The sequence below is a fragment of the Nonomuraea sp. NPDC049784 genome (assembly GCF_040659615.1).
Lineage (GTDB): Bacteria > Actinomycetota > Actinomycetes > Streptosporangiales > Streptosporangiaceae > Nonomuraea.
Genome location: NZ_JBFAMX010000470.1, coordinates 1 through 8158, shown reverse-complemented (window position 1 = coordinate 8158; position 8158 = coordinate 1). Strand labels below are relative to the sequence as shown.

Here is an 8158-nt window from a genome sequence, read left to right as displayed (position 1 = left end):
GGTCGAACCGGTCGCGGGCCCGCCCGAGCGCGGCCGGCCTGCGCGACACGATCACCCGCCGCTCCACCGTCACCGGACCACACTCCTGCGAGCCGCCACGAGAGCCACCGTCACGAGATCACGCCCCTGTGCTGGCGTACGAGCTGCTCGCGCACCTGCCGGCTGTGCCGTCTGCTGACCTGCAGCGTCTCGGTGCCGACGATGAGCGTCACCCGTCCCCCCTCGAACCTGAGCTCGCTGACGTGCCGCCCGGAGACCAGCGTGCTGCGGTGGATGCGGATGAACCCGTCGTCCGACCAGCGCCGCTCCAGCGCGGCCAGGGACATGCGCACGAGGTAGCTCCCGTCCACGGTGTGCAGCCGCACGTAGTCGCCCTTGGCCTCGGCGTACCAGACGGCCTGCTGCGGCACGAACCGGGTGCGCCCACCGAGCTCGACCGGGATCACGTCGTCCTGGCCCGGCTCGGGGGCGGGCAGAGAGGACGCCTCCAGCCGGCGTACGGCCTCCGACAGGCGCTCGGCCCTGACCGGCTTGAGCAGGTAGTCGACCGCCTCCAGCTCGAACGCCTGCACCGCGCATTCCTCGTGCGCGGTCACGAACACCAGCTTGGGCGGGCTGGGGAACCCGCCGACCAGCCTGGCCAGATCGAGCCCGTCGAGCCCGGGCATCCGGATGTCCAGGAAGATCCCGTCGAGCCGCTCCCCTCCGCCGATCATCTGCACCATGTCCTGCAGCGCCGTGACGCCGTCGGCGGCGGTCGCGACGTGTTCGATCCTCTCGTCCTGGCGCAACAGATAGGCGAGCTCCTCCAGAGCGGGCACCTCGTCGTCGACGGCCAGAACTCTCAGCATGTCCTCCACGCTGCCGTATGAAAGCAAAGGTCACAAGCGACACGCCAGCATAGAGTAATGATTTGACTACAATCAGCTAAGCTGGGTTTTGGGCACCCGCAGCCTCACCTTCGTGCCCGCGCCCAGCGCCGTCTCCACGACGAGCCCGTAGCCGTCGCCATAGATCTGGCGCATCCTCAGGTCCACGTTCGCCAGCCCGATGCCGCTCCCCTCGCGGGCCGGGTCCTCGTCCAGCATCCGCCGCGCGCACTCCGGGTCCATACCGGCGCCGTCGTCCTCGACCGTGATGTGCGCCTCCGGGCCCGCGTCGCGCACCACGACCCGCACCTCGCCGCCGCCGCCGCGGCCGCGCATACCGTGCTTGATGGCGTTCTCGACGAGCGGCTGCAGGCACAGGAACGGCACGGGGACGGGCAGCACCTCGGGCGCCACCTGCATGCTGAAGCGCAGCTTGTCGCCGAATCTGGCACGTTCCAGCAACAGGTAGCGGTCGACGCACGTCAGCTCGTCGGCCAGGGTCGTGAAGTCGTGCGCCCTACGCAGCGCGTACCGGGAGAAGTCGGCGAAGTCGAGCAGGAGCTCGCGGGCGCGCTTGGGGTTCGTGCGGACGAACGAGGCGATCGTGGTGAGCGCGTTGTAGACGAAGTGGGGCGAGATCTGCGCCCGCAGCGCGCGCATCTCGGCCTCCAGGGCGCGCCGCCGCGAGGCGTCCAGGTCGGCCAGTTCGAGCTGACCTGACACCCAGCGGGCAACCTCGGTGACGGTACGCACGAGCCCGGCGCTCACCTCGTCGTCGAACGCCGCCAGCGTCCCCACGACCGTGCCGTCCACGGTCAGCGGCACCACGACACCACCCTGCGGCTCTCCGGCGAACACCTGCGCCCGGCCCGCCGCCAGCACGGCGCGGGCGTAGGTGAGCACGTCGTCGGTGCACGGCCCCTCCCAGGCCAGCGCGGCCTCGGTCGAGGTGATCGCGACGGCACGGGTGCCGAGCAACGTGTGCAGGTGCCGCACGGCCTTGCGGGCGGAGTCGCGGTTGAGCCCGCCGCGCAGGGCGGGGGCGGCCATCGCGGCGATGTGCAGCGTGGTGAATGTCGCCTCGTCAGACCTGCGGCCCTCCGGCGGCGCATGAGGGCGCCGCCGAGCCCGGGCAAGCCCGTAGCCGGCAATGAAAGACAGGGAAGACAGCGCCACGCATGCGGTGGTCAGCATGCGGGAAACCGTAGCCAAAAACAGAGCGTGTCCGAGGGAAAACCAGGAGTGAAGTCTAAGGGGGTCCCTCGCCGGGTTCTTCCTGGTAGGAGTAGCGCTGCTCGCGCCAGGGATCGGCGAGGTTGTGGTAGCCGCGCTCCTCCCAGAAGCCTCGGCGATCTTCGAGGAGGTATTCGATGCCGCGTACCCATTTGACGCTCTTCCACGCGTACAGGTGGGGCACGACGATCCGCAGCGGGAAGCCGCGGTCGGGGCTGAGCGGCTTCTCGTCGAGCTCCATGGCGAACAGCGTGTCGGAGGCGATGAAGTCGGACATGCGAAGGTTGGCGCTGTAGCCGTACTCGGCCCAGATCATCACGTGGCGCACGCCGGGGTCGGGCGGGGCGGCCTCAATGATCGTGGCGGGGGTGACGCCGCGCCATTCGTTGCCCATGAGGGAGAACTTGGTCACGCAGTGGAAGTCGGCGATGCATGTCGCGCGGGGCAGCCGCTCGAACTCGTTCCAGGTGAAGCGGTGCTCCGCGCCGGACGCGGTGGCGCCGAAGACCCGGAAGTCCCAGCTCTCCGGCTTGAACGGAGGCACCCTGCCGTAGTGGATCACGGGTCGGCCGCGCGGCACGTACTGGCCTGGAGGCAGGCGCGACTCCTCCACGATCACTCCCCTCACTGGACTCGCCGTCTTGGGCCATCCTGCCATCGGATCGTCCGCGCCTCGCGGGCGGGTGCGATGCGATGGGCTCCGAGGCGACCGTACTCATGAGTAACTTGAGTACATGACCCCATGCGGCGGCCCGCCGCCCGGCGGCACGATGAGCGCATGACGAAGCCCATTCAGCCCACGCAGACCACCGCGTTCTACGTCCAGGCGATCCTGTCGTTCGCCGTCTCGCTGTCCTCCGTGGTGATCGCCCTGATCTACCTGCCCGTCGAGGGGTGGGTCAGGGCGTTCCTGGGGCTCGGCCTGCTGTACGTCGTCACCTCGACGGTCACGCTGTGCAAGGTCGTACGCGATCGTCAGGAGCAGTCCGTGGTGACCAACCGGGTGGACCAGGCCAGGCTGGACAAGCTGCTGGCCGAGCACGACCCGTTCAAGGTCAGCACCTGAGAGCCCCGAGCCGAGGCTTTCCGCGGATCAGGCGGTAAGGAATCCGCCAAGTGATGGTCCACCGGGTCGGCCGGTCACGACCATGGGCCTGTGCGAAAGATCCTCGTCCTCCTGCTGCTCGTGGCCGGGTGCGGCAGCGTGCCCCCGGCCCCCGCTCCTCAGCCGGTCTCCGTGCCGACGCCCACTGCCACCACGGACGCGCAGGAGTCCTGGCGCATCACCAGGCGTGGCACGGAGCACGAGATCGAGGGCTACGCCGACCAGGTGAGCGTCCTGCCGGGTGAGCGCTTCCAGCTGCGCGTCTCCACGACCGCGCCGCGCTTTTCCGCCATCGCCTTTCGCATGGGCGCGAACCCGGCCAAGATCTGGGAGTCGCCCGAGGTCAAGGGGGAACGGCAGGCGCCCATGAAGATCGTCGGCGGCACGGTGACCGCCGCGCACTGGCGCCCCTCGCTCGGCGTGGACACCACGGGCTGGCCGGAGGGCGCGTACCTGATCAGGCTCGACGCCTCCACCGGGGCCCAGCGCTATGTCCCGATCACCGTGCGCTCGGCCTCCACCGCCGCCCGCGTGGTGATCGTGAACGCGGTCACGACCTGGCAGGCGTACAACCTGTGGGGCGGACGCAGCCTCTACCAGGGCCCCGGTGGGTTCGACGGCCGCTCCCGCGCCGTCACCTTCGACCGCCCGTACGACCACGACGGCGCCCGGCTCTTCCTGGACTTCGAGAAGGACGCGCTGGCCGTGGCCGAGCGGAGCCATGTGCCTCTGGCGTACCTGACGAGCCTCGACATCAAGCCGGGAGTGCTCGACGGCGCCCGCGCGGTGGTGTCGCTGGGCCACGACGAGTACTGGTCGCCCGGCATGCGCGGCGTCGTCACCAAGGCCAGGGACAGCGGCACGAACCTCGCCTTCCTCGGCGCCAACGCCGTCTACTGGCGGATCGCGATGCACGGCAGGACGGTCGCCTGCGACAAGGAGCGGCTGTGCCGGCTGTGGCGGGACTCGGAGCCGGAGAGCGGGCTGGTGGGGCAGATGTACGACTGCTTCCCCGCCGAGGGCGTCTACCGGGTCACCCGGCCGAGCCACTGGATCTTCGCCGGCACCAAGGGCGGGAGCTTCCCGGGGATGGTCGGCGTGGAGGCCGACAAGGTGTCGCCGGGATCGCCGGGGAAGGTCCAGGTGCTGGCGGAGTCTCCGTACTCCTGTGGCGGGCGGGCGACCGTCTCCCACAGCACCTACTACGTGGCGCCCAGCGGGGCGGGGGTGTTCGCGTCGGGGACAATGCGCTGGGTGTGCGCGATGCGGGGACGGCGGTGCGGCCACGGCGTGCCCGACCGCGCCGCCGCCTTCACCCGCCGCGCCACGACCAACCTGCTGACCCGCTTCGCCAAGGGTCCGGCAGGCGCCCCGTAGCGGCGGGCTCAGGACGAGTTTCCCCCCAGCAGGATCTCGCCCAGCGCGCGCGTGATCTCGCGCTCGACGGGCTCCTTGGTCACGCCCAGGTCGGCCAGCGCCCGCACCACCGGTCCTTCCTCGAGTGACAGCACGCCCAGCAGCAGGTGCTCGGTGCCCACGAAGCTGTGCCCGAGCCGCAGCGCCTCGCGCAGCGTCAGCTCCAGCACCTTCCTGCTCTCCGTCGTGAACGGGACGGACTGGGGCGGGTTCCCCTCGCCCGGGCCGACCGCGGCCGTGACGGCGTCCCTGACGGCGTCGAGCGAGGCCCCGAGCGTCACCATGGCCTTGGCCGCCAGCCCGTCGGGCTCGCCCAGCAGGCCCAGCACCAGGTGCCCGACCTCGATGTGGCCGTGCCCGGCCGCCCGCGCCTCCTTCTGCGCCTGCACGACGACACTCCGGGCCCGCTGAGTGTAGCGCTCGTACGTGCGCAGGTCATCGGCCATCGAGCCGCCGCTCTTGGGCACGAACCGCTTCTGTGCGGCCTGCTTGCTGACCCCCATGCTGTGCCCGATGTCGGTCCAGGACGCCCCGGACCGCCTGGCCTGGTCGACGAAGTGGCCGATCAGGTGGTCGGCCACTTCGCCGATGTGCTCGCCCAGCGACACGGCGTCGGCCAGCTCGTCCAGGGGGTCGCCCTCGGGGTGACGGTTCTTGATCGCGGAAATGAGATCGTCGAGACGAACGATGTTGTCCATGCGTCAACCATAGGTTGACGGCAGCGGATCGTCAACCCAGGGTTGACGATCCGCGGGATGCCAGCTCGACTGCCGCGCGCCACCGCTCGTAGCCGGCGTCGTCCCGGTCGCCGGGCACGAAGCGCCGCCCGAGCTGCCAGGTCTTGCGCAGGTCGGACTTCGACCCCCACACCCCGCAACCCAGTCCGGCCAGGAAGGCCGCGCCGAGCCCCGTGGTCTCCAGGACTGCCGGGCGTTCCACCGTCGTACCGAGCTGGTCCGCCTGGAGCTGCATGAGCAGGTCGTTCATGCTGGCCCCGCCGTCGGCCTTGAGCACCGGCACAGCGCCCCCGGTCATCGCCTCCACCACGTCCCGCACCTCGAACGCGATCGCCTCCAGCGTGGCCCTGACCAGGTGGGCCCGCGTGGTGCCGCGCGTGATGCCGGTGATCAGCCCGCGCGCGTGGGGATCCCAGTGCGGCGCCCCCAGCCCCGTCAGAGCCGGCACGAACACCACGCCGCCGCTGTCGGGCACGGTCCGCGCCAGAGCCTCCGACTCCGACGCCGTGCCGATCAGCCCCAGCCCGTCGCGCAGCCACTGCACGGCCGCCCCCGTCACGAAGATCGACCCCTCCAGCGCGAACGTGCGCTCGCCTGACGGCGTCTGCCAGGCCACGGTGGTCAGCAGCCCCGCGTCGGACCTGACGATCTCTCCACCGAGGTTGGCCAGCACGAACGACCCCGTGCCGTAGGTGCACTTCACGTCACCCACGTCGAAGCACATCTGCCCGAACAGGGCCGCCTGCTGGTCGCCGGCCACCCCGCTGATCGGCAGCTCCAGCCCGAGGAAGGCCGACGGCTCGGTGTGGCCGAGCGGCCCGTAGTTGGGCACGATCTCGGGCAGGGCGTGCTCGGGCACCCCGAACAGCTCGCACAGCTCGGGCTCCCAGTCGCCGGACACCAGGCCGTACAGGAGCGTGCGCGAGGCGTTGGACGGATCGGTCACGTGCAGCGCGCCAGCCGTGAGCCTGGCGATGAGGTAGGAGTCCACCGTCCCGACGGCGACGTTGCCGGTCTCGACGCCCTCCCACACACCCTCCTCGTGCTCAGCCAGCCAGGCGAGCTTGCTGGCAGTGAAGTACGGGTCGAGCCGCAGCCCGGTCAGCTCCGACACGCGCGGCTCGTGACCGGCCTCGCGCAGCCGCCCGCAGATCTCGGCGGTGCGCCGGTCCTGCCAGACGATGGCCCGGCACGGCGCGGCAAGCGTGCGCCGGTCCCAGAGGACGGCGGTCTCGCGCTGTGTGGCGAGCCCGACGCAGGACGGCGAGCCGGAGGCCCTGCTCAGTGCCGAACTGCACGCGGACAGCGTGGCCTGCCAAATGTCCTCGGGATTGTGTTCGACCCAGCCGGGCGAGGGAAAATGTTGCCTGAACTCCTCGTAGCCCATGGACTCGATTTGCCCGTTTTCAGTGACAACGAGCGCAGTCACCCCCGTTGTCCCGGCGTCGATGGCCAACACACTCACGAAATCTCCTCGCAATCGATGTTTATGTCGCGGAGCTAAGCGTTTGGTCTAGACCACTGCCCGTGACGGCGGGCAGAATGCGAGTCTGACATTAAGGTGACCCCCGTCGGGAGGAACCCGCCATGCGTATTGGAGTGCTCACCGGGGGCGGCGACTGCCCCGGTCTTAACGCCGTGATCAGGGCGGTAGTGCGTAAAGGAGTGAGCGTCTATGGTCACGAGTTCGCCGGCTTCCGTGACGGCTGGCGCGGCCCGCTTGAAGGCGACACGATGCCGCTCGACATCCAGGCCGTGCGCGGCATCCTGCCACGCGGCGGCACCATACTCGGCTCCTCCCGAACGAACCCGATAAAGATCGAGGGCGGGGTCGACCGGATCAAGGAGAACCTCGCCGCCACCAGTGTCGACGCCTTGATCGCCATCGGCGGCGAAGACACGCTGGGCGTCGCCAAGCAGCTGTACGACCGTGGCGTCAACGTGGTTGGCGTACCCAAGACCATCGACAACGACCTGTCGGGCACCGACTACACCTTCGGCTTCGACACCGCCGTCAACATCGCGATGGAGGCCATCGACCGCCTCCACACCACCGCGGAGTCCCACCACAGGGCGCTCATCTGCGAGGTCATGGGCCGCCACGCGGGCTGGATCGCGCTGCACGCGGGCATGGCGGGCGGCGCCAACGTCATCCTCATCCCGGAGCGGCCGTTCGACATCGACCGGGTCTGCGAATACGTCGAGTCCCGCTTCCGCACCCGTTACTCGCCGATCATCGTGGTCGCCGAGGGCGCCCACCCGATCGAGGGGCAGATGGAGCTGCAGACGGGTGAGCTCGACGCGTTCGGCCACGTCAGGCTGGGCGGCATCGGCGAGAGGCTGGCCAAGGAGATCGAGAAGCGCACCGGCAAGGAGGCCCGCACCACGGTGCTCGGCCACATCCAGCGCGGCGGCACTCCGACGGCGTACGACCGGGTGCTGGCCACCAGGTTCGGGCTGCAGGCCATCGACGCGGCCCACGAGGGCGACTACGGCAAGATGGTCGCGCTGCGCGGCACCGACATCGTCCGCGTCGGGCTCGACGAGGCCACGGCCGAGCTGAAGACCGTGCCCGTCTCGCGTTACTCCGAGGCGGAAGTGTTCTTCGGCTAGCTGAAAGCGGCTTGCAAGCGCGCGGCCGTACCTTCTGAACCAGCGGGGTTACCGCGCAGCAACCCCCTCGGGGTACGGCTTGCGCCGCGGCTAGAGCCTGTACGGAGTTGAAATCACGGGGATCGCCTGCGGCACGGTCGGCAATCCTGGTAGGCCATCGACATGGCGCGTGGAGACCTCACCGA

General features: G+C 69.9%; 8 protein-coding genes. 3 read left to right on the top strand and 5 right to left on the bottom strand.

Annotated elements, in window-relative coordinates:
• Positions 1-110 precede the first annotated feature (110 nt).
• From AB0J09_RS48245 to AB0J09_RS48235, 3 genes are all read right to left on the bottom strand, one after another.
• Positions 111-851 (bottom strand): LytTR family DNA-binding domain-containing protein, encoded by a 741-nt coding sequence (locus AB0J09_RS48245; protein WP_360707302.1) that lies wholly within the window; start codon positions 849-851, stop codon positions 111-113.
• 72 nt (positions 852-923) lie between these two features.
• A complete protein-coding gene (locus tag AB0J09_RS48240; protein ID WP_360707299.1) occupies positions 924-2063 on the bottom strand; it encodes a histidine kinase in 1140 nt (379 codons plus the stop codon).
• Between the two features lie 55 nt (positions 2064-2118).
• On the bottom strand, positions 2119-2715 hold the full coding sequence (locus tag AB0J09_RS48235; RefSeq protein ID WP_360707296.1) for a molybdopterin-dependent oxidoreductase: 597 nt from the start codon (positions 2713-2715) through the stop codon (positions 2119-2121).
• 165 nt (positions 2716-2880) lie between these two features.
• On the opposite strand from AB0J09_RS48235, the gene AB0J09_RS48230 reads away from it, so the two are divergent.
• Together AB0J09_RS48230 and AB0J09_RS48225 are read left to right on the top strand one after the other, a co-directional pair.
• A complete protein-coding gene (locus AB0J09_RS48230; RefSeq protein WP_360707293.1) occupies positions 2881-3168 on the top strand; it encodes a YiaA/YiaB family inner membrane protein in 288 nt (95 codons plus the stop codon).
• A gap of 90 nt (positions 3169-3258) precedes the next feature.
• Positions 3259-4584 (top strand): N,N-dimethylformamidase beta subunit family domain-containing protein, encoded by a 1326-nt coding sequence (locus tag AB0J09_RS48225; RefSeq protein ID WP_360707290.1) that lies wholly within the window; start codon positions 3259-3261, stop codon positions 4582-4584.
• A gap of 8 nt (positions 4585-4592) precedes the next feature.
• Here AB0J09_RS48225 and AB0J09_RS48220 read toward each other — a convergent pair whose 3' ends face one another.
• Both AB0J09_RS48220 and AB0J09_RS48215 read right to left on the bottom strand, forming a co-directional pair.
• The gene (locus AB0J09_RS48220) at positions 4593-5321 is read right to left on the bottom strand and encodes a Clp protease N-terminal domain-containing protein (protein ID WP_360707287.1); all 729 of its coding nucleotides are present in this window, start codon (positions 5319-5321) and stop codon (positions 4593-4595) included.
• Positions 5322-5352: 31 nt separating this feature from the next.
• Complete coding sequence (locus tag AB0J09_RS48215) at positions 5353-6825, bottom strand: glycerol kinase (protein WP_360707284.1); 1473 nt, start codon at positions 6823-6825, stop codon at positions 5353-5355.
• A 122-nt stretch (positions 6826-6947) separates the two neighbouring features.
• Between AB0J09_RS48215 and AB0J09_RS48210 the strand changes: the two genes are divergently transcribed.
• Positions 6948-7973: a 6-phosphofructokinase gene (locus tag AB0J09_RS48210; RefSeq protein ID WP_360707281.1), complete on the top strand. Its 1026-nt coding sequence runs from the start codon at positions 6948-6950 to the stop codon at positions 7971-7973.
• Positions 7974-8158 lie beyond the last annotated feature (185 nt).

Coding starts and splice junctions, on each gene's coding strand:
- AB0J09_RS48210 (WP_360707281.1), top strand. CDS start 6,948: ATGCGTATTGGAGTGCTCACCGGGGGCGGCGACTGCCCCGGTCTTAAC.
- AB0J09_RS48245 (WP_360707302.1), bottom strand. CDS start 851: ATGCTGAGAGTTCTGGCCGTCGACGACGAGGTGCCCGCTCTGGAGGAG.
- AB0J09_RS48230 (WP_360707293.1), top strand. CDS start 2,881: ATGACGAAGCCCATTCAGCCCACGCAGACCACCGCGTTCTACGTCCAG.
- AB0J09_RS48240 (WP_360707299.1), bottom strand. CDS start 2,063: ATGCTGACCACCGCATGCGTGGCGCTGTCTTCCCTGTCTTTCATTGCC.
- AB0J09_RS48220 (WP_360707287.1), bottom strand. CDS start 5,321: ATGGACAACATCGTTCGTCTCGACGATCTCATTTCCGCGATCAAGAAC.